Origin of the sequence: Rothia sp. 27098_8_27 (assembly GCF_041432805.1) — a bacterium.
In the GTDB taxonomy this organism is placed as follows: Bacteria; Actinomycetota; Actinomycetes; order Actinomycetales; family Micrococcaceae; genus Rothia; species Rothia mucilaginosa.
On record NZ_JAPWAJ010000004.1, the window covers coordinates 169978 to 193212 of the forward strand.

Sequence of the window (23235 nt, forward strand, 5' to 3'; positions counted from 1 at the left end):
AATAAGGGCTGCACTAGGTGCTACTCCACCAGGCCCGCGAAGCCCGACAGAGCCAGCACCTCCTCAACATCCTGCGGCACCGAACGCGCCACCCACGGCGAATGCACCAACACCGCCTGCCACTGACCGCGCGACACCGCCACATTCAAACGATTCGGCGACAGCACAAACCCGGCACCGCGCCCAGAATCAACCCGCGACGATGCCAACGACACCAACACCACCGCAGCCTCCTGACCCTGGAACTTATCCACCGTACCCACACGCACGCCAGCACCTGAAGAATCCGCCAAACCAGCAGCAATCAGCGCCTCACGCACACAATCAACCTGCGCGTTATACGCCGCCACCACAATGCAATCCTCCGCCGCCAGAGGGCGCGGCTCAGCACCAGCCGCCGGAACCCACTCACGACCCAACAACTCGCGCACGCAATCCACCACCGCCTGCGCCTCCTGCACAGAACGCACCGAACAACCCGCATGCTCCACCGGATACGACACCACACCCGGCGCAACACCCTGCAAGGCGCGACCAGCCGTCGCCGCCGCGCTCGCCAACGCGCCATCATACGACAGCCACGAAACCCGCTCGCACAACGCCGAATCCATGCGCCACGACTCACCCAAGAAATAGCCAAAACGAGAATCCAGCGCCGCCGCCCCATCAGACAACCAGCCCAACGCCGAAACATCCACCGGGTACGGGTGCACACCCGTCGACACCTGCGGCAACTGCTGCGGATCACCCAACAGCAGCACCGAACGAGCCGCACGAGCCGCCGCCACCGTATTCGTCAGCGAGAACTGGCCCGCCTCATCAACCACCAGAACATCCAGCGACCCGGCAGGCACACGACGCTCACTCACGTAATCCCACACCGTACCGCCAAACAGCAGGCCGCCCGCACCAGAAATCAGCTCCACCAGCTCAGAATCAGACACCTCAGACCACGGGGCGTCCGGAGTCACCGACTTACCGCGCAGACGCACCGCACGCGAAACATCAAAACCATCACGGGCACAGCACGCCACCATGAGGTTCTCAATCACCGCGTGCGACTGAGCCACCACGCCCACCTTCGCACCCTCAGCCACCAGACGCGCAATCACGTGCGAGGCGAGGAAGGTCTTACCCGCACCCGGAGGGCCCTGAACCGCTACATAGGAATGGTCGAGAGCGCGAACCGCCGCATGCACGGCATCCACCGTGGGCAGGTCAGAGCCGGAAAAATCAACCTCAAAGGGTAGATTTTCTGCATTTTTGGCGTTCGAGGCGCTCCTCTTCAGGCGCGGTGCACGGCGGAACAGCAAATCCGCGGAGGCGCTCTCCACCCCCGTCAGCGAAGCCGCCGCATCGAGCACGCTCGGCAGGGCGCGGGGCGGGTCAGGAGTCTCGGAGGACTCGCTGGAAGCTTCGGAACCCTCGCCGGGCATGGGGCCATTAAGCACGGGGTCGCCCGGCATGAGAGCACCGCCGAAGAGCAACCCGTGCACATCAGACTGCAGAGCCGCCTCAATCGTCGCCGTAGACACCGGATCGCCAGGACCAATACCCGAAGGCAGCGCGCCGTGCGGCTCATCCTTCACGCGGATGCGCTCCTGCAGAAGCACCTCCAAGAACTCGCCAGCCGACTCGCCGGTCGACTTGCCGGACTCTGCGGCAGCCTCTTCGGGATTCGCAGAACCCTCGGAACCGGCACCGAAACCGCCCTGCGCCACCGCCAGCACACGCAAGCCAAAGAAACCCGTCGCCGCCAACTCAGCGGGCACACGCTCACCCGGATTCGACGCACGGAAATAATTCACCTGCGACTCCATACGGTCCAGCGCAATCTGCGGGCTCAACCCCGCCTCATACGCACAAAAAACCGCACGGTCAGAGGGCGCAATCACCAGGCTCGGGTCAGCCTCAATTCGCGCACGCAACAGGCGCACCTGCGCGCCGCGCACACGATACCAGCCGGGGGCGTCTTCAACCTCGGCGGGCTCCTTCATGGCGGCGGCAAGCGCCTCCAGATCTGCGGGGGTGTTCAGAAGAGCATGCGCATGCTCCGCCGAAAGCACCTGCACCCGGTCAAGGTACGCATAATCGCGGCTCGCCACCCACGCCGTCGTGCCGTCCTCCAGGCGGCGAATGTGCTCACGCCAGAACGGGGCACGCTCGCGGCGGTGATAATTCGTCATGGATAGCAGCATCGCCGCCTCAAGCTCACCGGCACCCCAGCCGTGCTCCGCCGCGTGCTCCTCCAGGGAGGCGAGCTGGGCATCCAGCAGGCACTGCAGGCGGTACTGTTCACTGTCGTTCTCGACCGCGGCGGGCACCCGGTACATGACCGGGTGCTCCTCAGTTTCCGGATTCTCGGCGGTATCTTCGGCAGTGTCTTCGGTGACGAGCTCCGGGGCGTCGGTCGCGAGGGCAAGAGAAGCCGCCGCGTTCAGACACACCGGGCACTCGTCGCAGGTCAGAAAATAGGGGATGCGCTCGGCAAGTTCCGCCGGTTCTACACCCTCGTTCAGCGCCTGGGTGAGCAGCAGTAGGCGCTGCTCCTGCAGGCGAATCAGCGGCAGAATACGCACCGAATCAACCCGGTGAGGTTGAGGAACGGGGGAGTGGCGCCCAGTATGCTCAGTGGGCTCCGATTCGGACCCCGCGTTGTACTCATTCGCGCCGTACTCATTCGCGCCGTGCTCTAGATGAAGGTCGAGGCGCGCGGCATTCTCGGCACTCTCGGTTGCACTAGCGGTCAGCAGGTGCGCCGCCAGGGCACCGCGCAACAGTGCCCGATGCGCCGCCTCACCCAGATGCGGGGTGCAGACGATTCGGGCGGTATTGCTCTCGGCGGTGCTGTCCGCAGCCGGGCAGTCGAGGCGGTCGAGCTCCACCGTGTAGGTCAGCCCCGCCGCGGAGATCGCCACCAGGGGCACCGGGTGTACTGTGCCGCCCGCATGCTCACCGCTAACTACTCCACTGCCGACTACTGCACTGCCGACCATTCCGCCCTCGGTTAGCACCCGCAGGCACTCGCGGTACGCTTCGCGGGCACGCTCCAACTTCTCGTGGGTCGGGTGGGCAGACTGCTTCTGCGCACGCTCCCGAAGCTCGGTGTAGAGCCGCAGCTCGCAGGCGGAGGTGGCGGTCAGATCAGCGAGGGTGAAGGTAAGGTCCATGGTGACTTTTCTGCTGGAGGAGAGAGAAACAAAGCGGGCGTGAAGCCCCGCCGCAGGGAGTGGGGGCGAGTCCCAGTTGAGGAGTCTGTCGGCATCCCGTGCCCCCCTCACTCCGAGAGGTTGATTTTCAGGTTTCACGTGAAACACTACAGAAAATCAACCTTTATGGGGTGATTTAAGGGGCTTTTGGGGCTATCCGGGCACACACGCTAGGAGGCTGTACCCGCCACAGTCGCGGTAGAAACTGCCGCCGCGGGCGCCTCCGAAGCGGGTACCGAAGCACTCGGCGCAGTCGAACGGTTCGCAATCGCCGCCGCCGCCGCGTCCACGCGTTCCTTCGCGGCGGGCAGCGCATCCGCACCGCCCAGATCGTTCAGAATAATCGCGAAAATCAGGCGGGTGCCGTCGGGTCGGGTCGCCACACCGCACAGCGAAGACACCGTGTACAAGGTGCCGGTCTTCGCCTGCACAAAAGTGCGTGCGTGCACGGCGTTCGCCGCACCAAAACGACCGGACAGGGTGCCGCTCACGCCCGCGACCGGGAACGTGCTCATCAGCTGCTCCGCATGCTCATCAGCATTCAGCAGAGCCACAACCTGCACGAGGGTTCGGGCGGTCACGCGGTCCGTCAGGGACATGCCGCACACGTCCGCCTGCACCAGGTTTTCAATGTTCACGCCGGCATCCACGAGCGCCTGGCGCACGGTCTGCTGTGCCGCCTCGCCGCTGCCTTCCTTACCTGCGGCAACGGCGGCGCAACGGCCGAGCACCTCGGCGAGAGCGTTGTCGGATTCGAGCATCATGTGCTGTGCCTGCTCCAGCAGGGTTGCCGACTCGACCGCGGCGATTTCGGCTGCTTCCGCGGGGGCGGTGCGGCGCTCCGCGAGGGTGAAGCTCATGCCGGACTCCTTGCCGGCGGTGTTGAGTGCATCCACGAACGCCTGCTGGGCGGCAACCGCCGCATCATCCGGGCGTACCGGGTTGCTTGCGGTGGACTTGCCCGGCACCGTGTGCGATTCGAGCGCAATGGGGTGAATGGGCGTGATCTGGCCGGACGCCACATCGGCGGCATCCCAGCCGGGGTTCACGCCGGGGCCGCTGAAGAAGGTGCCGTCAAGGTAGACGGGCAGCGCCGCGGTCGGCTTCTCGCCCTGAAGAAGCGCCTTCACGGTCAGCTCGGCGAGGGTGGTTAGGCCTGCGCGTCCGACAATCTGCTTCGGGTCAGAGGCGCCCGCGCCGAGCAGGGTGTCGCCGCCTGCCATGAGGTACAGTCCGGCGGAGTCGCGGGTGACGCGTGTGCGCAGGCGCGCCTGCAGGTTCGCGTAGTGGTTGAGTGCGAACAGGGTCAGCACCTTAAAAGTGGAGGCGGGTACGCGTGCGGTGTCGGCGTTGGCGGCGTAGAGGTCGGCGGGTGCGGTGGCCGCCTTGATGCTGGGCAGGTTCCCGTCCATGCCGGTGACGAGCAGGCTGTACTGCGGGTAGGTGTCGTCAGCGAAGAGCGCGGTAAGGGCGGCACGTAGTTGCTCCTGTTCCGCTTCGGTCAGTGCGGGTGCGAGGGTCGGGGTGGCGCTCGGGGTTGCGGAGGCGGTCGCCTCGGCGGTGCCGGTGGGGCTGCCGGTTGCGCTGCCGGTGGGGCTTGCGGAACCTTCGGGGCGTTTCTGTTCGGTTGCGGCGGATCCGCAGGCGGTGAGGAGGAACATGCCACCGAGGGTGAGGGCGGCGCGGCGGGTGAGGGTGGTGGTCTGGGTGTTGTGCTTGTTGGAAGGCATCTTTTGAGCATAGCGGGCGGATGGGGTGCCTATCGAATTTACGCGCCGGTGCCCTGATGCTCATGCCGTGTTCCTGCTGCCCCTCACGAACCCTATCTGGGCTGCCCGGCATGGCGGCGGGGTGTGCTGGCGCGCGTGCTGGCGGGCGCGGGACTAGGCGGAACGTTAACTGTGGTGTGAGCGTGGTAAATTACGCTGGTTTTGGCGCCGAATACGCGGTTTCGGTGTGCGTGAACGGGTTACAATGGGTGAGTTCAACACCTAACTTTCGCACCTTGCGCGCCGAAGTCGCCGCGAAAGTGACTCTAACTCACGAGAAAGAAGGTTCCGATGGAACTCGACGTCACTATTGAAATTCCCCGCGGCTCCCGCGTGAAGTACGAAGTGGACCACGAGACCGGCCGCCTGCGCCTGGACCGTGTGCTGTTCACCTCCATGCAGTACCCCACCGCTTACGGCTACTTCGAGAACACCCTCGGTGAGGACGGCGACCCGCTGGACGCAATGCTGATCCTGGACGTTGACGTTGTTCCCGGTGTGCTGGTTGAGTCCCGCCCGGTCGCAGTGTTCAACATGACCGATGAGGCTGGCGGCGACGCTAAGGTTCTGTGCGTTCCCACCGACAAGCGCTACGACCACATCAAGTCCCTGGCTGATGTTCCGGAGCAGCTGAAGGCTGAGATTCAGCACTTCTTCGAGCGTTACAAGGACCTGGAGCCCGGCAAGTGGGTTAAGGGCGAGGGCTGGGAAGACCTGGCTGCTGCCGAGAAGATGGTCCAGGAGGCTATCGACCGTTTCGCAGCTGAGGGTCACTAAGCTGCCGCACCGTTAGGTGCACCCGGTTTTTATCAGGGGGGCGTGTTCTCCGCGTCTGGTTCGTGCGAGTTTTCGTGCGTGCTGGAGGCGGTGGGCACGCCCCCTTTTTGTTGTGTCTTTCGCCGCATCTGCCTGCACGCCGGGCGTAGTTGATTGCGCGAGGTGCAGATTCCGGGTATGGTCAAAGGGATTCACTCTTCTTCTACTCTCACACCTTTCACCGAGGATAGAAAATGAAGAAAAACCTTTCGACCCGTGGTGCGGCGGCACTGTTGGCGCTGACTATGGGGTATATGGGTCAGGGCGTAGCCCAGGCGGCATACATTCAGCCGAAATCTGCACAGCCTGTTGAAGAGCTAGAGTTTGATGTTAATTGTTTTGGCATGCACTTCTATTACGGCGCAAACATGATGACCAATTTGCACTGGGCGGAGTGTACTGGCCTGATTACGAAGAATCAGGTTGTTGGGCTGGCTACAACCGATGAAGATAAGTTGCCGAACGGGGTCATGACTATCTCGCGTGGCCGCTTGCTGGAGTACCTGTACCATCTGGCGGGTTCACCCGAGGTGAAGAACCTGCCGGAGAAGTCCCCGTACACCGACCTGACTCCGGGCGATGCTCGTTATAAGGTTGCTATCTGGGCGACCCGCGTGGGTTTGAGCGCTGGTTGGTCTGACGGCTCCTTCCACTATGACACTCCGGCGAGCCGTGGCGCCTACTTTACCTTCCTTTATCGTGCTGCGGGTAGCCCCAAGGTGACTCTGGAATCCCTGGATGCGGCGAATGCTGTGCGTGCTGAGAAGGGTGCTGCTCCCATTAAGGAAGGGAGTGAGTTGCATCGAGCAATGAGCTGGGTGTACCAGCATGCGCTGGCGAAGGGGGGAGATATTCGGGCGTATGACACTAACTTCTTCACTAACGGGTACACGCCGTGGGATTTCAATAAAACACCGGATTTCTATTACGCTTCGTACCGCACTATTTTCACCCCTCTCATGGTTCTTGATTACCACGAGGAGTTGGCGCCCATTGTGGCTCGTCTGCAGTCGCTGTCCTAGCGGCAGGTGAGCGGAGGGCTTGCTGGGCGTGTTCCCCGTGTCTGGTTCGTGCGAGTTTTCGTGCGTACTGGAGGCGGTGGGCACGCCCCCTTTTTTGTGTTCCTTGATTGTGTTCGGAGGTTCCGTGGAAGGGTATGTAACCGAACTATTCTTCGGAAAACAGCCTTAGAGCGCCTCCGAGGGTGCTAATATGGGCATATTACGAAGAATAGTTCGTATAACCTGAGGTTCTGTAGCGGTGAGGAGGGAACCCCCATGGCATTCGACGCAACGGGGTTCGCACAGGAATTTGGTGCCCAGGTTCGCGCCGTCCGCAAGTACGAAAAAATCACCCAAATGGAGTTGGCATGGATGGTTGGGCTCAGCGATAAAACGATCCGCGATATTGAGCGTGGGCTACCCGGCCCGTCAATTGGTGCGGTCCTCAAGGTCGCCCAAGAGCTCGGCATTGAGCTGGCCATTACTAACCCTCTCACCTAACCCCTCCCGCACACTGCGATAGAAAACAGAACCTGGAGAAAAGCCATGACAGATGAACTTATGGCAGATGTCTATAAAGATGGTGTTCTCGCCGCATATTTGAGGCGAGACGCCAACGGGCTGATTCATTTCACCTACCGGGCAGATTATAAAGGGCCAGCAATTGCCACGAGCCTGCCTTTAAACGCGGAATATACCGCAGAATCAATTCCGCCTTTCTTCCAGAATCTTTTGCCCGAAGGCTATAGGCTCGACGTCGTTAGTTCCGAGAAAAAAATCAGCAAAAATAACACTCTGGGCTTATTGCTGGTGATTGGTTCTGACGTTCCAGGCGATGTGCAAATTATTGAGCACGGGCGGGAACTGTACACCGCCCCTGCCGCATTGGTGAACAACCCTGAGGTCGTTTCCTTTGCGGAACTTATGGGCACGGTTGACCGCCGAGGACTGCCTGGCGTTCAAGAAAAGCTGAGCGCCGTCATGAAAACCCTGCCCGTGCATTGGAAGGGCGCTGGCTACGATGCGCTTCTGAAAATTAGCCCGCAACGCATGCCCGGGCTTGTGGAAAACGAAGCTGCCCACCTCACCGCAGCCGCACTCATGGGGATTCCTGTAGCTCAGCATGAGCTTGTCTATGATCGAGACGGCGTATCAGGTTTGATGGTCTCCCGTTTCGACCGAACACCCTCTGGGGGACGCATCGCTATGGAGGATGGCGCACAGATTTTGGGTGTTCCTTCGGGTGAGAAATACACGGAAGATAATCCTGCTGTGACAACAGAAAGTGTCATTCAAGCAATGGTGAAGCTTGCTGCTTCCCCTGCTATTGCCCGCAGGAATCTTTACATGCATTTTCTCTACGCTTGGCTGACCGGCAATGGGGACCTGCACGCAAAAAATATCTCGCTCCTCAAGGGACGCCGTGGATGGGAAGTAGCTCCTATCTACGACATCCCCTGTTCGCTCGTGCACATTAAATCTCTATCCATGGCGCTTAGCGTCAACGGAAAAGATAATTCGAATCCCGGTGACGGTTCGCCGCCCGAAGATTGGAAGATTACTGTTGACGATTGGCTTGCTCTCGCAGAGACTATCGGTCTTCCGCCTAAGATGCAGAAAGACGCTCTAACTCGTGCTCTCAAAGCGGCTCGAGCAGTTCGCTGGCCCACAGACCGAGCCGCCCCGGGGTATATTTTCAACTCGAATGCCTCACCGTTTAAGGCCATGCAGAAAGAGTTGGAACGCCGCCAGGACGAGTTTGAAGAGTACCTTCATCCGAGCTCCTCGCGTTCCTAAGACTCCTGAGACTCCTGACTTCTTGAGCCTCCGTTATTTCTAAATTCTCCTCGTGAAGTAAGTATCTATCTACATAGACACTTCGCAATTTCTATAAAGGAACCACTATGCAGAATGGACGCGCAGGACGCCTGCACCCCGCCGTCGGCACTGCCCGCCGCCACCTCGCCGCCGCCCTCGAAAAGCTCCTCGGCGCTGGAAGCATCAAAGCCACCGGACGCTCCCGCACCGCCTCCACTGCGGACGCCGCCGACCTGCCCCTGCTCCTGGTCGCCTGCAGCGGCGGCCCCGACTCCCTCGCGCTGGCGGCCATCGCCGCGCACTTCGCCCGCCGCGGCGACGTGCGCGTAGGTGCCATCATCGTCGACCACGACCTACAAGAAGACTCCGTCGCGGTCGCCGCGCAGACCGCGCAGACCCTCACCGACCTGGGGCTTCACCCCGTCATCACCGAAAAAGTGCAGGTTCCCGCCGGCAACATGGGCCCCGAAATGGCGGCACGCACCGCCCGCTACAGCGCCTTCACCAAAGCCGTCGAGGCGACCGGCGCCCGCGCCGTGCTGCTCGGCCACACCCTCGACGACCAGGCAGAAACCGTGCTGCTCGGCCTAAGTCGCGGCTCCGGCACGCGCTCCCTTGCCGGTATGCCGCCGGTGCGCGTCGAAGAGGGCGTCACCTACCTGCGCCCTTTCCTCGGTCTGCGCCGCACCGACATGCTCGATATCTGCGAGGCCGAAACCCTCATCCCCTGGATTGACCCGACCAACGCCGACCAGTCCCTCATGCGTGCCCGCATCCGCCACAGCGTGCTGCCCTACCTGGAGGAGCACCTCGGCGGGGACGTCGCCCGCTCCCTGGCGCGCACCGCCTCCGTAGCTGGCCCCGACGCCGAATACCTCGATGAGCAGGCACAGGTAGCCTACGAGCAGGCGCTCCTACCCGGCGGAACCGCCGTGCGCGGCATCGAACGCGAGGACGCCGTGCTACTGGACCGTGCGCAGGTGGCGGCGCTGCATCCGGCGCTTCGATTGCGTGTGCTTGCGGCCGCCTGCAAGGCTGCCGGGGGAGAGAACCCCGGCTTTGAGCGACTGCAGGCGCTGGACTCTTTCACCGCCGAATACGCGGTAGCCGGGCCCGTTCAGATGCCCGGTCACGTGAGTGCGTACCGCCGCCGCAAAGTTGTGCATCCGGCAACCGGTGAACGCCTGGACGTGCTCGTATTAGCGCCAACTCGACCCTAACTAGGTGCCCAGCTAGGTACCCGCGGGGCGCCCTCAGCACACACTATCTGCGTGGTGAGGTGCGCCGCGGCGCCGTTTTAAGCCATACTTAAGGCGAACACCATCCACATTATCCGCCGTGGGAAGGCATGAAACCTCGCACCCGGGGCCCCGGCGGAGGCGCAGAGCGTCTAAAAGAATACGAAGGAATACATCGTGCAGGCTATCGACGTGCAGGACGATATTAAGAACGTTCTCTTCAGCAAGGAAGAGATTAACGCGAAGGTCGCCGAACTGGCGGCGCGCATCGACGAAGACTACGCCGGTAAGGACGTGCTGTTGGTGGGTGTTCTCAAGGGCGCCATCATGATCATGGCTGACCTTTCCCGCGCTCTCAAGGGCCACTACACCATGGACTGGATGGCTGTTTCCTCGTACGGTTCCGGCACCAAGTCCTCCGGCGTTGTGCGTATCCTCAAGGACCTGGACACCGACCTGGTGGGCCGCAACGTCCTGATCGTTGAAGACATCATTGACTCCGGCCTGACCCTGGCATGGCTGCAGCAGAACCTGATTTCTCGCGGTGCAGCTTCCGTTGAGATTTGCACCCTGTTGCGCAAGCCCAAGGTCGTCAAGGCTGACGTTGAGGTCAAGTACGTCGGCTGGGACATCGAGCCCGAGTTCGTTGTTGGTTACGGCCTGGACTTCGCTGAGAAGTACCGCAACCTGGACTGCGTCGCAACCCTGCACCCGCACGTTTACTCCTAAGCCTTCACCTCAGCAACCCTGCTGTAGGTGGTTACGCCCCGCCTCCTCACGCTTGTGGGGGAGCGGGGCGTTGCTGTACCCGCCGGTGGATGTACGTGGAGGCGGATGTACCCGCCGCGGAAGATGCACTTTCACCCCCACCGAGTGCTACAACCCTTTAGCCCGCAGGTGAAATAGAGAAGCCCGGTACCTAGCCGCCCGCCGGGGTAGGGTACATTTAAGGTTGTATCGTTGGGTGTTCCGGCTGGCATGCCGCAACCCCCGACGGGTTACAGCCGCAACGTAAGGACAAAGCATTGGCGCAAACCCCCAATACTCCGCAGAAAGGCTCGGAGGGCTTCCTGAAGAAGCTGATTAACGGCCCCTGGTTCTGGCCGGGTGCAGCTCTCGTAATCATGCTGGCTTTCCTCATGGCCTCCTTCTTCACTCAGCCCTCGCGTCAGGTGGACACCAACGTCGGTCTTCAGCTGCTCAACGACCACCAGGTCAAGAGCGCAAAGATTTACGACGGCGACCAGCGCGTCGAGCTGCAGCTTAAGGACGACTACAAGAAGGGCAACGACAACTACGGTAAGTCGGTGCGCTTCTACTACGTGCAGCCCCGCGGCGACGAAGTTGCTAAGGCAATGGAATCCGCCGAGCTGGAAAGCTACACGGACCAGCCGGTTGAGCACAGCTTCCTGGGCTCCCTGGTGTCCCTGCTGCTGCCGATTCTGCTCTTTGGTGCGCTCTTCTGGTTCCTGATGGGACGCATCGGAGGCGGCTCCTCTGTCATGAGCTTCTCCAAGTCCCGCGCGAAGAAGTTCACCAAGGACAAGCCGGAAGTCCGCTTCAGCGACGTCGCTGGCGTGGACGAGGCGCTCGCCGAACTGGAAGAAGTCCGCGAGTTCCTGGCTGAACCCGAAAAGTTCACCCGCCTGGGTGCAAAGATCCCCAAGGGCGTGCTGCTGTACGGCCCTCCCGGCACCGGTAAGACCCTGCTCGCCAAGGCTGTGGCGGGCGAGGCTGGCGTGCCGTTCTACTCGATTTCTGGCTCTGACTTCGTTGAAATGTTCGTGGGTGTGGGTGCGTCCCGCGTGCGCGACCTGTTCAAGGAAGCGAAGAGCGACCCCGCCGCCATCGTCTTCGTTGACGAGATCGACGCTGTCGGCCGCCGCCGCGGCGTCGGCATGGGTGGCGGTAACGATGAGCGTGAGCAGACCCTGAACCAGCTGCTGGTTGAGATGGACGGCTTCGACGGCAACTCGAACGTCATCGTCATTGCGGCAACGAACCGCCCCGATGTTCTGGATCCGGCGCTGTTGCGTCCCGGTCGTTTTGACCGTCAGATTGGTGTGGACGCCCCCGATATGAAGGGCCGCGAGCAGATTCTGCGCGTGCACGCCGCCGGCAAGCCGATTGCTAACACCGTGGACCTGGCTCAGGTCGCTAAGCGCACCCCCGGCTTCACCGGTGCTGACCTGGCGAACGTCATGAACGAGGCGGCTCTGCTGACCGCCCGCGATAACGGCAACGTGATTGACGACCGCGCCATCGACGAGGCGATCGACCGCGTGATGGCTGGTCCGCAGCGTTCCTCGCGCATCATGAACGAGCACGAGCGTAAGGTCACCGCATACCACGAGGGCGGTCACGCCCTGGTCGCGGCGGCACTGCGTAACTCCGCGCCCGTCACCAAGATTACGATTCTTCCGCGTGGCCGCGCCCTGGGTTACACCATGGTCATGCCGCAGGACGACAAGTACTCCACGACCCGCCACGAACTGCTCGACCAGATGGCGTACGCGATGGGTGGCCGTGCGGCTGAGGAGATTGTCTTCCACGACCCCTCGACCGGTGCGTCTAACGACATTCAGAAGGCGACCGACACCGCCCGCAAGATGGTCACCGACTACGGCATGAGCTCCGTGATTGGTTCCGTCAAGCTTGGCGGCGAGGACACCGAACCGTTCCTCGGTGGTGGCGGCGCTTCGGCACGCAACTACTCGGACGAGACCGCGGCGAAGGTCGACGCTGAGATTCGCGCCCTGCTGGAACAGGCACACGACGAGGCATTCCAGATTCTGCTGGAAAACCGCGATATTCTGGACCGCCTGGCGTTCGCCCTGCTCGAGAAGGAAACCCTGCTCGAGAACGAGATTGCCGAAATCTTCAAGGATGTTCGCAAGCGCCCCGAGCGTGAGCACTGGTACTCCAAGCCGACCCGCGAGCGTACCGACATCCCGCCGGTGAAGGCACCGAGCGAGCTGGCTCAGGAGGCGCAGAAGGCTGAGGAAGCACCTGCCGAGGCGCCGGCAGCTCCTGCTACGGCACCTACTGTTCCGGTAGCACCGGCTGCACCCGCACAGCAGGCACCCGCACAGCCGCCCGTCACCAACCCGGACGCCGACCCGACCGTCGCAATGCCCACCCAGCAGTACCCGAACTACCCCGCCCCTCCGGCGCAGCGCCCGGAGAACGGCACCCCGAACCAGAATGGAGCAGAGAATGAGCGAGGCTAAGAACGCCGTCGACCAGCCGCGTATTGAGGCTGCCGTCCGTGAGATTCTGCTCGCGATTGGTGAGGACCCGGACCGTGACGGCCTGCAACAGACCCCGGCACGTGTGGCGCGTGCCTACGCGGAGTTCTTCTCGGGCCTGCACCAGGACGCCGGCGAGATTCTGGGTACGACCTTCGACATTGCCCACTCTGAGATGGTGCTGGTGAAGGACATCCCGTTCTACTCGACCTGTGAGCATCACCTGGTGCCGTTCCACGGCGTGGCGCATGTGGGTTACATTCCCGGCCCGGACGGTAAGGTGACCGGCCTGAGCAAGCTCGCCCGCGTGGTCGATCTGTACGCTCGCCGCCCGCAGGTGCAGGAGCGTCTGACCACGCAGGTGGTGGAGGCTCTGGAGGAGCACCTGAACCCGCGCGGCGCGATTGTGGTGATTGAGGCTGAGCACATGTGCATGTCGATGCGCGGTGTGCGTAAGCCGGGCGCGAAGACCGTGACTAGCGCGGTGCGCGGTGCGCTGATGAACGGCGCAACCCGTGCGGAGGCGATGAGCCTGATCTTCTCGCAGCGCTAAGCGCACTCTAGACACGCTGAAAGGGGCGGAGGTGAAAACCTCCGCCCCTTTTCGCATCGCCAAAGTGCTCTGAGAATGTGTTCTGAGCCGGATGCCTTCCGCGGCGGTGGCAACGCCGATAGTGCCGCACCGCAGAAGCTAGAAAAGCCCCGCCGCTAACGCTGCAAGCTACCCTTCGCCTCGCTCGGATTATCCCAACCCAGGGCAAGAGTCACGATCAAGCCCACGGCAATGAAACCGCAACCGGTCGCGGTGCCGAAAGCAATCCAGCGCACGGCAGGAGCACCTTCAGCGAGCACAATAGTCACCAGCGCGGCAAGAGCCACCAGGGAGAGGATCCAAGCTCCGGTCTTCAAGTTCACAATGAGTCACTTCCTAGAGTATGTATGTGTGGGTGCGCGCCACCGACCGGGAACGCGCCAGGCACGGTATGCGTGCCCTCCCAGCATACCCTTAAATAGGTATCTGTAATGCAAATATTGCATGTTGTGTCCCCAAAATCGTCCCGTCGCTGTCCCAACCCCCGCCTCAATCCCCCTTCCAATCACAGCGGCAAACATGGGAGCACCACAGATTCGGTACGATAAACCCATGACTGAATCCACACACACCACCCGTGTAGCCCCCCTGCCCTGCGACGCGCTCGCCGCCGAACGCACCCTCGTGATGGGCATCCTCAACGTCACCCCCGACTCCTCCAGCGACGGCGGCCAGCACTACGCCGCCACCGACGCCATCGCCCGCGCCGCCCGCATGATTGCCGAGGGCGCCTCCATTATCGACATTGGCGGTGAATCCACCCGCCCCGGTGCCGTGCGCATCAGCGTGGAGGAGGAGCAGCGCCGCATCCTGCCCGTCATCGAGGCAGTCGCGCAGATGGGCACCACCATCAGCGTTGACACCATGAACCCGCAGACCGCCCGCGCCGCCATCGCCGCCGGTGTGCACATCATCAACGATGTGTCCGGCCTGAACGTCAGCGATGAAATGATTGAAACCGCCGCTGAACTGCAGGTGCCGTACATTCTCATGCACGCCCGCGGCACCTCCCAGACCATGGACAGCCTGGCGGAGTACCCGCGCGGTGTGGTCACCGAGGTTGTGGAGGAGCTGACCGGTCTGCGTGAGCGTTTCCTCGCCGCCGGTGTGCTGCCGCAGAACCTGATTCTTGACCCGGGCCTGGGCTTCGCGAAGGGCGGCATGCAGGATTGGGAGCTGCTCGCCGCCATTGACGAGCTACAGGGCCTGGGCCACCGCCTGCTCATTGCCGGTTCCCGCAAGCGTTTTATCGCCAACGCTCTGACCGCGGCGGATATGGCGCTGGCTGAGCGTCTGAACGCGAGCGGCTTCACCGCAACCGAGGCGGGCGAGGCGGAGCGCGAGCTGTGGCAGTCGCTGTTGGAGCCGCGTCCGGCTCAGCATCGTGCGGCAGCCTCTGCGGCGGTGACCGCCCTGGTGGCGGCGCGCGGCGTGTGGGCGGTGCGCGTGCACGACGTGCCCGCCAGCGTGGATGCGGTGACGGTCGCCTCCGCGCTACGCTCCGTAAGCTAAGGCTCTGTCAGTTAGAACCACCAACCCCGCCCACAACCTCCGATTACCCGAATACCCTCTAGGAGACCCCCAATGACCCAGGCAGATTACGCCCGCCACGACCGCATCACCCTCACCGGCATTACCGCCAAGGGCTACCACGGCGTGCTCGACTTTGAGAAGCGCGACGGCCAGCCCTTCGTCGTGGATGCAACCCTGTACAGCGATTTTTCCGCCGCAGCTGTTACCGATGACCTGACGAAGACCACGAACTACGCGCTCGTGGTTGACCTGATTCACCGCCACGTGACGAACGGTTCGCTGGACCTGATTGAGACCCTCGCGGTGAACATTGCCGAGGGTATTCTCGCGATGTTTGAGCTTGTGGAGGCGGTGGAGATTACCGTATCGAAGCCGCAGGCGCCGATTGAGTTGCCGTTCGGTAACGTTGCGGTGAGCGTGTTCCGTGAGCGTGCCGCGGAGCGTGTCGTGGAGGGCGGCCGCTAGTGGCTGGCACCCAGACAACCGATACGCAGAAGCCCAACACCCTGAAACACCGCGCGGTGCTGGCGTTGGGCTCGAATCTGGGCGAAAGCGAAGACACCCTGGAGCGTGCCGTCGCCGACCTGGTGGCGGGCGGCGTGCAGCTGGTGCGCGCCTCCGGGCTGTACCGTACCGCCCCGGTGGGTGGCCCGGTGGGTCAGCCGGATTTCGTGAACGCGGTCATTGAGGTGGCCACTGACCTGGGCGCCTACGAGCTGCTGAGGCTGTGTAATGCGGTGGAGGCGGCGCATCACCGTGAGCGCCTGGTGCGTTGGGGCCCGCGCACCCTCGATATTGACGTGATTGACTATGACGGCGTGATCTCTGAGGATCCGGTGCTGACTTTGCCGCATCCGCGGGCGCAGGAGCGTGCTTTTGTGCTGGTGCCGTGGGCGCAGATGGACCCGCAGGCGTACCTGACGGTGACCCGGCGTGCGGAGCCTTCGGGGGAGCGGCCGGATGAGGTTCCTGCGCCGCTGAACCGCGAGGTCGTGAACGTTGCGGAGCTGTCCCGCACGCTGCTTGGGGCGGATGAAGACGCTATCAGCTATATGCGTGAGATGCAGGTACCTGATCAGCCTTAAATGTGGCACTCTGGAAGGTAGAGGAACCTACCGAAAGGAAACACCATGAAGCCCCTGAGTTATCGGGCGATTATTGTGGCGGCTGTGTGCGGTGCCGCTGCCGCTCTTATGGTGAATTCCGCGATGATTGGCGCCGGTTTTGGTGAGCTGAATTTTTCGTGGATGCTCGGCGCGGTGTGCCTGCTGGTTGCGGCGGGCGCCGTGTGGCTGGGCGTGCAGGTGGCTCGTTATCGTCGTATTCAGACGCGTGAGAAGGTACCCCATATGGGCCCGATTCTTGCTGCGCGTGCGGTGGCGTATGCGCAGGGTTCCATCATGACCGGTGCCCTGTTGACGGGCTGGTGCGCTGCGATTCTTGGCTACCATGTGGCGATGGTGTCTGTGCGCGGTTTTTCGGTGGTCTTTTGGGAGGTTCTTGTTAATTGTGTGGGCAGTGTTGCCCTGCTGATTGCTGGCCTGTGGGCTCAGCATTGTTGTCGTATTCCGCCGGAGGATGATGAGGATGCGGCCTCCTCTTCCGGTGCTGTCAAGCCGCGAGAGGGAGGAAACTATGTCGGCTCCTAACCAGAATAGTTATTCGCCGAATGGCCAGTATGGGCAGGACGCCCAACAGGGTCAGTATGGTCAGAGCCAGCCTGCTCAGCAGAACCAGCCTGTTCAGCAGAACCAGTACGGGCAGTACCAGCAGGCGGCTTACGGTCAGCCTGGTGCCCCGTATGACCAGCAAGCGCAGTACGGTCAGCAAGCCCAGTATGACCAGCAAGCACAGTACGGTCAGCAGGTTCCGCCCGCTGCCGCGTACCCGAACGCGCCTCAGCAGGTTCCCGCGCAGCCAGCACCTTCCCAGCAGGTAAGCTCCCAGCCGGTTCCCGCGCAAGCCGTGCCGGACCCGCAGTGGGTGCCCGCCGCATCCGGCTACCTGACGGTTCGTTTTGTTCACACTATTTCTGCCTTGGCGCTCCCGATTCTTGCGGGTGTTGCCCTGTATTGTGCGGGTGCGTTCTTCGGCGGCCCGGAGGTGCTACGCATCGTCGGCCTGGTGGTGGTCGCGGTGTTTGGTCTGTGGGGTCTGTGGTGGATTCTGACCACTCCGCGTCGTACTCGCGCGCTCGGCTACGCGCTGGAGTCGAATCACCTGATGGCTCGCCGCGGTATCGTGTTCCGTTCCATGAGCTCCATGCCGTACGGTCGCATCCAGTATGTTGATGTGGATTCGGGTCCGCTGGAGCGCATGTGCGGTGTTGCCCGCCTGACGGTGCGCACCGCGGGTACGACCACCGGCACGATGGTGCTGTTCGGTATTCCGCTGAACGTGGCGGAGGAGCTGCGCGCGGATCTGGTGCGCCGCGCCGATGAGCGAATGGCGGCACTCTAATGAGTACCCCGGTTCCGAATAATAACGCCCCGAACTCTCAGGAGCAGAAGTGGTGGCGTGCCGATATCCGCACGTTCATCATGAACCTCTGGTTCATTATTCTGCTGGCGTTTGGTTTCTTCCAGAGCATTATCCTGAATATTTTGACCACCCCGCCGAACGAGTGGGGCGTGCGATTGACGCAGGTATTCGACGAGAACAACAGCTACTTCAGCGCAACGTACTCGCAGCTTATCGGCTTCGCCGTGCTCGTGCTGATTCTGGTTGGCGGCTCGATTGACTGGTGGTTTACCCGCTATAGCCTGGACGATTTGGCGATTCACCGCCGTAGCGGTTTTCTGTTCAAGAAGAACCGCACGATCCGCCTGGAGAGCGTGCAGAGCGTGGACATTTCGCGTCCTCTGGTGGCGCGTCTGCTGGGCCTGTCGGAGCTTCGTTTTGAGGTGGCTGACGGCTCTTCGGAGGCGCTGCACATCAAGTACGTTTCTGCCCGCAAGGCAGAGGTTCTGCGCCGCACCGCGATGGCGAGTATTAACCTGCTACGTTCGGAAGCGGCTGGCCGCCCGGTCGACGTGCTGCCCGATAGCATGCAGATTTCGGCGGAGCGCATGCCGGCTGCGGATCAGCTGCATCAGCCGTTTGAGGCATCTTACGAGGCGTCCTATGGTGCGCCCGCACAGAACAGCACTCAGCAGGTGGCTCCTCAGCAGGGCGCCCAGCAGCTCGCACCCGAGCAGTCTGCACCCCAGCGCCCCGGTACTCAGCAGCCTGGCGCATCCCGCCGCGGCGCTCGCATGCCGATGCCGGTCGCGGCTGACCCCTCGCAGCCGCCGATTTTCCGCATCTCGAATGTGCGTCTGATTGCCTCCATCATGCTGGAGCACCTGGTGTGGCTGGTGCCCGCCGTGGCCCTCATGGTCGGTGCCGCGGTCATTGCCGCGATCATGGATGGCGAGAGTCCGTTCCTGATTTTCATGGCGTTGCTACCCGGCACCTTCGTACCGCTGCTCGGTTACTTGGGTACGTTGTGGGCACGTTTTGACGGTGCCGCGAACTTCAAAATCACCCCTAGCGGTCAGGGCGGCGTGACCCTGCGCTACGGTTTCACCGGCACGCACACCCAGAACGTGATGGTTGAGCGTATTCAGGCACTCGCGGTGGAGCAGTCTATTCTGTGGCGTGCGTTCGGCTGGTACCGCATCAAGATGACCATTGCCGGTATTGGTATTGAGAAGAACGAAAACCAGAAGCTGGTGACCCGCAATGTTGCCCTGCCGGTTGGCAACAAGCAGGAAACGCTGATGGTGTTGCGTCTGCTGTTGCCCGCCCTGGATGAGGCGCAGGCGCAGGTGCTGCTGGATACCGCCAACGGTTCGCTGAAGAGTCAGAAGCCGCAGGTTCCGGCAATGATTGTGACGCCCTCTTCGGCGCGCTGGATGGACCTGCTCACCTGGAAGCGTAACGGCGTGACCACGGTCGGTTACACTGCCGGTTCGGTGCAGGCGACCACTCGCATTGATTCTGATGCGGCACGTTCGAGCGTTGGTGAGCATACGCGGGGTGACCTGCTGCTGATTCGTGGCGGCTACTTTATCCGTACGATGTCGATTGTTCCGGTCAGCCGGGTGCTGAGCGTGAGCTGGGGTCAGGGCCCGCTGCAGCGTGCCTTCGGATGCGCGAGCGTGCATTTCGGTACGGTGCCCGGCCCGGTGCGCACGCTCATGATGCACTTGCCGCCGCGCGTCTGCGAGGACCTGGTGTGGTTGATGACGGTTCGGTTGGAGGGTATTGAGCCCTACTACCGCGTACCGGTGATGAGTGGGCGTCCCTAAGCCAGCCCGTCAGCTGAGATTCCCCGCCGGGCTAGCGGGCAGCAAAACTACAGATTGCGCTCTGCCGTCGGTGTTCTTCGTGACACCGGCGGCAAGGTCGGCGTGAAAGGGAGAATATACTTAAAGCCGTGATACAGCATTCAAAACCTGCGCGTTTGGGCATTGGAATTATTTCCGCCGGGAGGGTCGGATCCGTCCTCGGTGCGGCTTTGCGCGCCTGCGAGCACACTATTGTGGGTGTTCACGCGGTGTCTGAGGCTTCTCAGGAGCGCGCCGCGATGCTGCTTCCCGATGTGCCGCTGTTGCCGGTGGAGCAGATTGCTGAACGTAGCGAATTGCTGATTCTTGCGGTTCCCGATGACGAGCTACCGGGCCTCGTCACCTACCTGGCGTCCTCGGGAAGTATTACTGCCGGTCAGATTCTGGTGCACACCTCCGGCCGTCACGGCACCGAGGTTCTCGCACCGGCGACCGCGCTGGGCGCTATCGGTTTGGCGATTCACCCCGCCATGACGTTTACCGGCATGTCCGTGGACCTGCAGCGCCTGAACGGCACCTGCTTCGCCGTGACCGGGCCTGCACCGTTCATCCCGATTGCTCAGGCACTCGTGGTGGAAATGGGCGGCGAACCCGTGCACGTTGCCGAGGCCGACCGAGCGCTCTACCACGCAGCCCTAGCGCACGCCGCGAACCACCTCGTGACCATCCTGGGTCAGTCCCAGCAGATGCTCGCCTCCATCGGTATTGAGGACCCGGCACGCTACATGGGGCCGCTCGTGCGAGCCGCCGTGGACAATGCGCTCGCCAGCGGTGAGGGTGCTCTCACCGGGCCCGTGGCACGTGGAGACGCAGGCACCGTGAAGGCTCACCTTCAGGCTCTGAATGAGTACTCAGAGCATGAGAAAACAGGTGATATTACAGACTCTTATGCCGCTCTGGCACACGCAACCGCAAAAAGAGCGCATAATAGAGGTTTGTTAAACGATGAACAACTGGGACGAATTGAAAATCTGCTGGGTGAGTCTTCGGACCGCAACCACCCCGGCGATATTGATGATTCAGCCCCCGAAAACAAGGAGTTCTCGTCATGACTGAGACTTCGATGCCCCGAGTCGTGACCACCATTGCGGATTTCCGCACGGCAATCACCGAATCCCTTGCCGCAGCGCAGGAAGAACTGGACCGGGCAGCCCGCCAGGAGGCGGAGCAGAACGGCACCGCAGTTCAGTACACGAACGCATCCCTGGGCTACGTGCCCACCATGGGCGCCCTGCACGACGGCCACGCAACCCTGTTGCGTCGCGCCGCTGAACAGAATGATGTAGTGGTCGCCTCCATTTTTGTGAACCCGCTGCAGTTTGGCCCCGGCGAGGATTACGAAGCATACCCGCGCACCCTGGAGGCAGACGCTACCCTGGCTGGTGCCGCCGGTGTTGACATTATTTTTGCCCCCGAGGTTGAAGAGATGTACCCCGACGGTGACCCGCTCATCCGCATTTCGAGCGGCGAGCTGGGCACCAAGTTTGAGGGTGCGACCCGTCCGGGCCACTTTGATGGCGTGCTGGCCGTGGTCAATAAGTTCTTCAACATCATTCGCCCCGCAGCCGGTAACCACCCGGTGAATGCGTACTTCGGTCAGAAGGACGCTCAGCAGTACATCCTGATTCAGCGTATGGTGCACGATTTCAACCACGACGTGACCATGCGCCCTGTGGCGATTGTTCGCGAAGATAACGGTCTGGCGCTGTCTTCGCGTAATAGCTACCTGTCGGATGAGGAGCGCGAGTCTGCCCTGGTGCTGTCCCGCACCCTGGCGATGCTGCGTGAGAATTCGCTGAACCGTGGTTTCCACGAGATTGATTTGGACGGTGCGCGTGAGCGTATCAACTCCACTCCGGGTGTGCGCCTTGACTACCTGGAACTGGTCGACCCGATGACTTTCGGTGAGCCGACTGAGGAGTCGGAGCGAGTGCTGGCACTGGTTGCTGCGTTCGTTGGCCCGACCCGCCTGATTGACAACATGGACCTGCGCTAAGCGTTCGTTCGTTTAGAAGAGTCCCCAACACACTACACAGATAGGTATCACTGTGAGCACTGAGCACACTGCCGCACCGGCGATTGCTGATATGTCCGAGCAGATGCAGATTCGCCTGGAAAAGCGTGCGAAGCTGATCGAGTCGGGTCGCGAGGCATACCCGGTGGGTCTGCTGGATTCTGAGGGTAACCGCGTGGAACCCAACCACATTGAGGATCTGCGCGCCGAGTACGATCCGAAGCTGGCTGCTGAGGAGCTGAAGGCTGGCGACGAGACTGACCGTGTGGTGCATGTTGGTGGCCGCGTGGTGTTCGTCCGTAACACCGGTAAGCTGTGCTTTGCGACCCTGCAGGGTGGTACCGAGGGTAAGCGCATCCAGGCGATGCTGTCGCTGGCTGAGGTGGGCGAGGAGTCCCTGTCTGAGTGGAAGTCCCTGGTTGACCTGGGTGACCACGTGTTCGTGACCGGCCGCGTGATTGTTTCTCGCCGCGGTGAGCTGTCCATTATGGTGACCGACTGGAAGATGGCGTCGAAGGCGCTGCGCCCCATGCCGGTTCTGCACAAGGACCTGAACGAGGAAACCCGCGTTCGCCAGCGTTACCTGGACCTGATGGTTCGCGAGGAGGCTCGCGAGCTGGTGAAGAAGCGCGCCCTGATTACCCGCACCGTCCGCCGCGTGCTGGAGGATCACGGCTACATTGAGGTTGAGACCCCCGTTCTGCAGCTGGTGCACGGTGGCGCGACTGCTCGCCCGTTCCGCACCCACCTGAACGCTTTTGATCAGCCGATGACCATGCGTATTGCGACCGAGCTGCCGCTCAAGCGTGCAGTGGTCGGTGGTATTGACCGCGTGTACGAGATTGGCCGCGTGTTCCGTAACGAGGGTGTGGATTCGACCCACAGCCCCGAGTTCACCACCCTGGAGTGCTACGAAACCTACGCTGACCAGTTCGTGATGGCTGAGCGCATGAAGGAGATTATCCAGAGCTGCGCGAAGGCTGTCGGTACTGAGCGTATTGAGACTGAGAACGGCACCATTGACCTGTTCGGTGAGTGGAAGTGGGTTGGCGTGTACCCGGGCCTGTCTGAGGCTGTGGGCGTTGAGATCACCCCCGAGACTGACGCTTCGGTTCTGCGTGAGATTGCTGAAAAGCACGAGGTGGACATCGACCCGAAGTGGGACGCTGAGAAGCTGGTGACCGAGCTCTTCGGCGAGATTGTTGAGCCGACCCTGGTGAACCCGACTTTCGTGTACGATTACCCGCCGAGCGCTCAGCCGCTGGCGCGTCCGCACCGTTCCGGTGAGCCTCTGATTGAGGCGTGGGACCTGATTATTGGCGGTATGGAGCGCGGTACCGCGTTCTCCGAGCTGATTGACCCGGTGATTCAGCGTGAGCGCCTGACCGCTCAGTCGCTGCTGGCTGCTGCCGGTGATGATGAGGCGATGGAGCTGGATGAGGACTTCCTGCGTGCCCTGGAGCACGGTGCACCCCCGATGGGTGGCCTGGGTCTTGGTATTGACCGTCTGATTATGCTGCTGGCGGGCGATCAGGATCCGGAGCGTCCGGGTACTGTGGTGCGTCAGCCCGGTATTCGTGAGACTATTCTCTTCCCCCTGATGAAGCCGGAAGCCTAAGCTTTAACTTCACCTGTAGGGTTTCTTTAACTTTGCCTTTAGGGGTGT

The 23235-nt window shown here is 62.1% G+C and carries 20 protein-coding genes; 17 read left to right on the forward strand and 3 right to left on the reverse strand.

Annotated features, from left to right (window positions below; genetic code table 11):
* Positions 1-20 precede the first annotated feature (20 nt).
* Entirely contained in the window at positions 21-3170 is a 3150-nt protein-coding gene (locus O3675_RS06355) for a DEAD/DEAH box helicase (protein ID WP_371571593.1), read from the reverse strand.
* A 209-nt stretch (positions 3171-3379) separates the two neighbouring features.
* Positions 3380-4939, reverse strand: coding sequence for a D-alanyl-D-alanine carboxypeptidase/D-alanyl-D-alanine-endopeptidase (gene dacB, locus O3675_RS06360; protein ID WP_371571595.1), 1560 nt, complete (start codon positions 4937-4939; stop codon positions 3380-3382).
* A gap of 330 nt (positions 4940-5269) precedes the next feature.
* On the opposite strand from dacB, the gene ppa reads away from it, so the two are divergent.
* The 8 genes from ppa to folE all read left to right on the forward strand — a co-directional run bounded on the left by ppa (position 5270) and on the right by folE (position 13652).
* Positions 5270-5755 (forward strand): inorganic diphosphatase, encoded by a 486-nt coding sequence (gene ppa / locus O3675_RS06365; protein WP_005504328.1) that lies wholly within the window; start codon positions 5270-5272, stop codon positions 5753-5755.
* A 233-nt stretch (positions 5756-5988) separates the two neighbouring features.
* Positions 5989-6816, forward strand: coding sequence for a hypothetical protein (locus tag O3675_RS06370; protein ID WP_371571596.1), 828 nt, complete (start codon positions 5989-5991; stop codon positions 6814-6816).
* Between the two features lie 255 nt (positions 6817-7071).
* Entirely contained in the window at positions 7072-7296 is a 225-nt protein-coding gene (locus O3675_RS06375) for a helix-turn-helix domain-containing protein (RefSeq protein WP_005504337.1), read from the forward strand.
* A gap of 45 nt (positions 7297-7341) precedes the next feature.
* A complete protein-coding gene (locus O3675_RS06380; RefSeq protein ID WP_371571598.1) occupies positions 7342-8592 on the forward strand; it encodes a type II toxin-antitoxin system HipA family toxin in 1251 nt (416 codons plus the stop codon).
* Between the two features lie 107 nt (positions 8593-8699).
* Positions 8700-9833 (forward strand): tRNA lysidine(34) synthetase TilS, encoded by a 1134-nt coding sequence (tilS, locus tag O3675_RS06385; RefSeq protein ID WP_371571600.1) that lies wholly within the window; start codon positions 8700-8702, stop codon positions 9831-9833.
* A gap of 195 nt (positions 9834-10028) precedes the next feature.
* Positions 10029-10580, forward strand: a complete 552-nt coding sequence (gene hpt, locus O3675_RS06390; protein WP_005504342.1) for a hypoxanthine phosphoribosyltransferase — start codon at positions 10029-10031, stop codon at positions 10578-10580.
* 296 nt (positions 10581-10876) lie between these two features.
* Positions 10877-13081 carry an ATP-dependent zinc metalloprotease FtsH gene (gene ftsH / locus O3675_RS06395; protein WP_371571602.1) on the forward strand — a complete coding sequence of 735 codons (2205 nt, stop codon included), beginning with the start codon at positions 10877-10879 and terminating at the stop codon, positions 13079-13081.
* Positions 13068-13652, forward strand: coding sequence for a GTP cyclohydrolase I FolE (gene folE / locus O3675_RS06400; protein ID WP_005507626.1), 585 nt, complete (start codon positions 13068-13070; stop codon positions 13650-13652). Before ftsH ends, folE begins: the two co-directional genes overlap by 14 nt.
* Positions 13653-13807: 155 nt before the next feature.
* Here the strand turns inward: folE and O3675_RS06405 are convergent, their stop codons facing one another.
* Positions 13808-14014 (reverse strand): hypothetical protein, encoded by a 207-nt coding sequence (locus O3675_RS06405; RefSeq protein ID WP_371571604.1) that lies wholly within the window; start codon positions 14012-14014, stop codon positions 13808-13810.
* A gap of 229 nt (positions 14015-14243) precedes the next feature.
* On the opposite strand from O3675_RS06405, the gene folP reads away from it, so the two are divergent.
* The 9 genes from folP (at position 14244) to lysS (ending at position 23187) form a co-directional block, all read left to right on the forward strand.
* Positions 14244-15203, forward strand: a complete 960-nt coding sequence (gene folP / locus O3675_RS06410) for a dihydropteroate synthase (RefSeq protein ID WP_371571605.1) — start codon at positions 14244-14246, stop codon at positions 15201-15203.
* Positions 15204-15275: 72 nt separating this feature from the next.
* Positions 15276-15689 (forward strand): dihydroneopterin aldolase, encoded by a 414-nt coding sequence (gene folB, locus O3675_RS06415; protein ID WP_371571607.1) that lies wholly within the window; start codon positions 15276-15278, stop codon positions 15687-15689.
* Positions 15689-16309: a 2-amino-4-hydroxy-6-hydroxymethyldihydropteridine diphosphokinase gene (gene folK, locus O3675_RS06420; protein WP_371571609.1), complete on the forward strand. Its 621-nt coding sequence runs from the start codon at positions 15689-15691 to the stop codon at positions 16307-16309. Before folB ends, folK begins: the two co-directional genes overlap by 1 nt.
* A gap of 45 nt (positions 16310-16354) precedes the next feature.
* Entirely contained in the window at positions 16355-16873 is a 519-nt protein-coding gene (locus O3675_RS06425) for a DUF3180 domain-containing protein (RefSeq protein ID WP_294604063.1), read from the forward strand.
* Positions 16860-17684, forward strand: coding sequence for a PH domain-containing protein (locus O3675_RS06430; protein WP_371571611.1), 825 nt, complete (start codon positions 16860-16862; stop codon positions 17682-17684). The genes O3675_RS06425 and O3675_RS06430 overlap by 14 nt, the downstream gene beginning before the upstream one ends.
* A complete protein-coding gene (locus tag O3675_RS06435) occupies positions 17684-19516 on the forward strand; it encodes a PH domain-containing protein (RefSeq protein ID WP_371571613.1) in 1833 nt (610 codons plus the stop codon). The genes O3675_RS06430 and O3675_RS06435 overlap by 1 nt, the downstream gene beginning before the upstream one ends.
* A gap of 128 nt (positions 19517-19644) precedes the next feature.
* The gene (locus tag O3675_RS06440; protein ID WP_012902776.1) at positions 19645-20607 is read left to right on the forward strand and encodes a Rossmann-like and DUF2520 domain-containing protein; all 963 of its coding nucleotides are present in this window, start codon (positions 19645-19647) and stop codon (positions 20605-20607) included.
* Positions 20604-21551 (forward strand): pantoate--beta-alanine ligase, encoded by a 948-nt coding sequence (gene panC, locus O3675_RS06445; RefSeq protein WP_371571615.1) that lies wholly within the window; start codon positions 20604-20606, stop codon positions 21549-21551. Before O3675_RS06440 ends, panC begins: the two co-directional genes overlap by 4 nt.
* Positions 21552-21603: 52 nt before the next feature.
* Positions 21604-23187: a lysine--tRNA ligase gene (gene lysS, locus O3675_RS06450; RefSeq protein WP_080974502.1), complete on the forward strand. Its 1584-nt coding sequence runs from the start codon at positions 21604-21606 to the stop codon at positions 23185-23187.
* Positions 23188-23235: the final 48 nt, after the last annotated feature.

What these genes read in the sequence shown, in the direction of transcription:
- dacB (WP_371571595.1), bottom strand. Translation starts at nt 4,939, where the DNA reads ATGCCTTCCAACAAGCACAACACCCAGACCACCACCCTCACCCGCCGC.
- tilS (WP_371571600.1), top strand. Translation starts at nt 8,700, where the DNA reads ATGCAGAATGGACGCGCAGGACGCCTGCACCCCGCCGTCGGCACTGCC.
- O3675_RS06370 (WP_371571596.1), top strand. Translation starts at nt 5,989, where the DNA reads ATGAAGAAAAACCTTTCGACCCGTGGTGCGGCGGCACTGTTGGCGCTG.
- O3675_RS06355 (WP_371571593.1), bottom strand. Translation starts at nt 3,170, where the DNA reads ATGGACCTTACCTTCACCCTCGCTGATCTGACCGCCACCTCCGCCTGC.
- O3675_RS06430 (WP_371571611.1), top strand. Translation starts at nt 16,860, where the DNA reads ATGTCGGCTCCTAACCAGAATAGTTATTCGCCGAATGGCCAGTATGGG.
- folB (WP_371571607.1), top strand. Translation starts at nt 15,276, where the DNA reads ATGACCCAGGCAGATTACGCCCGCCACGACCGCATCACCCTCACCGGC.
- folP (WP_371571605.1), top strand. Translation starts at nt 14,244, where the DNA reads ATGACTGAATCCACACACACCACCCGTGTAGCCCCCCTGCCCTGCGAC.
- folE (WP_005507626.1), top strand. Translation starts at nt 13,068, where the DNA reads ATGAGCGAGGCTAAGAACGCCGTCGACCAGCCGCGTATTGAGGCTGCC.
- panC (WP_371571615.1), top strand. Translation starts at nt 20,604, where the DNA reads ATGACTGAGACTTCGATGCCCCGAGTCGTGACCACCATTGCGGATTTC.
- O3675_RS06435 (WP_371571613.1), top strand. Translation starts at nt 17,684, where the DNA reads ATGAGTACCCCGGTTCCGAATAATAACGCCCCGAACTCTCAGGAGCAG.
- O3675_RS06425 (WP_294604063.1), top strand. Translation starts at nt 16,355, where the DNA reads ATGAAGCCCCTGAGTTATCGGGCGATTATTGTGGCGGCTGTGTGCGGT.
- ppa (WP_005504328.1), top strand. Translation starts at nt 5,270, where the DNA reads ATGGAACTCGACGTCACTATTGAAATTCCCCGCGGCTCCCGCGTGAAG.
- O3675_RS06380 (WP_371571598.1), top strand. Translation starts at nt 7,342, where the DNA reads ATGACAGATGAACTTATGGCAGATGTCTATAAAGATGGTGTTCTCGCC.
- O3675_RS06375 (WP_005504337.1), top strand. Translation starts at nt 7,072, where the DNA reads ATGGCATTCGACGCAACGGGGTTCGCACAGGAATTTGGTGCCCAGGTT.